Genomic DNA, 538 nt, shown 5'->3' with positions numbered 1-538 from the left:
GTCCAGCACGACACCCCGCGCCCGGACGGTGGCCGCCCGGCCCCCCTCCCCGTCCGCGGCGCGCACGAGGAGAGGCACAACCCGGCCGAGGCCGTACCCGGTGTCCGGCCCGGTGACCGGGCCGCCGTGGAGGAGATCGCCGGCCTGGTGCCCACCCCGCGCGCGGGCGCCGTGCGCGGCACCATGGGCAAGCCCCAGCTGCCCCGCCGCCGCGCCCACGAGCACCTCGCACCCCAGCTGCGCGGCGGCCCGCCGGCCCCCCGCCCGGACGGCGAGCAGCCCGCCGGGCACGACCCCGGCCTCATGGCCGCCTTCCAGCGCGGCGTCGGCCTCGCCGAGGCCCAGCAGAGCCTGGAGACGGACACCCCGCCGAACCCGGCCGGCCCGGCCCTCGCGGACGTACCGCCCGTCATGCCGCTGTCCCCCATATCCGAGGCCCGCCCCGTGTACGGCCTGTCCGGCGGCCTCGATCACCAGCCCACCACCCGGCACGACGGGAGCACACCAGCCGGATGAGCACCCCCCTCACCACCTTCAC

Annotated in this window: 1 pseudogene; it reads left to right on the top strand. The window is 79.2% G+C overall.

The annotated features are described in order from the left end of the window. Positions 1-516 (top strand): annotated as a pseudogene (locus P1P75_RS41910) (ATP-binding protein); the annotation flags it as partial. Positions 517-538 lie beyond the last annotated feature (22 nt).

The sequence above is a fragment of the Streptomyces sp. ID05-39B genome (genome assembly GCF_033794725.1).
In the GTDB taxonomy this organism is placed as follows: Bacteria; Actinomycetota; Actinomycetes; order Streptomycetales; family Streptomycetaceae; genus Streptomyces; species Streptomyces bobili.
Note: the sequence above shows the minus strand (reverse complement) of the source record. Positions and strands in the feature narration are given on the sequence as shown.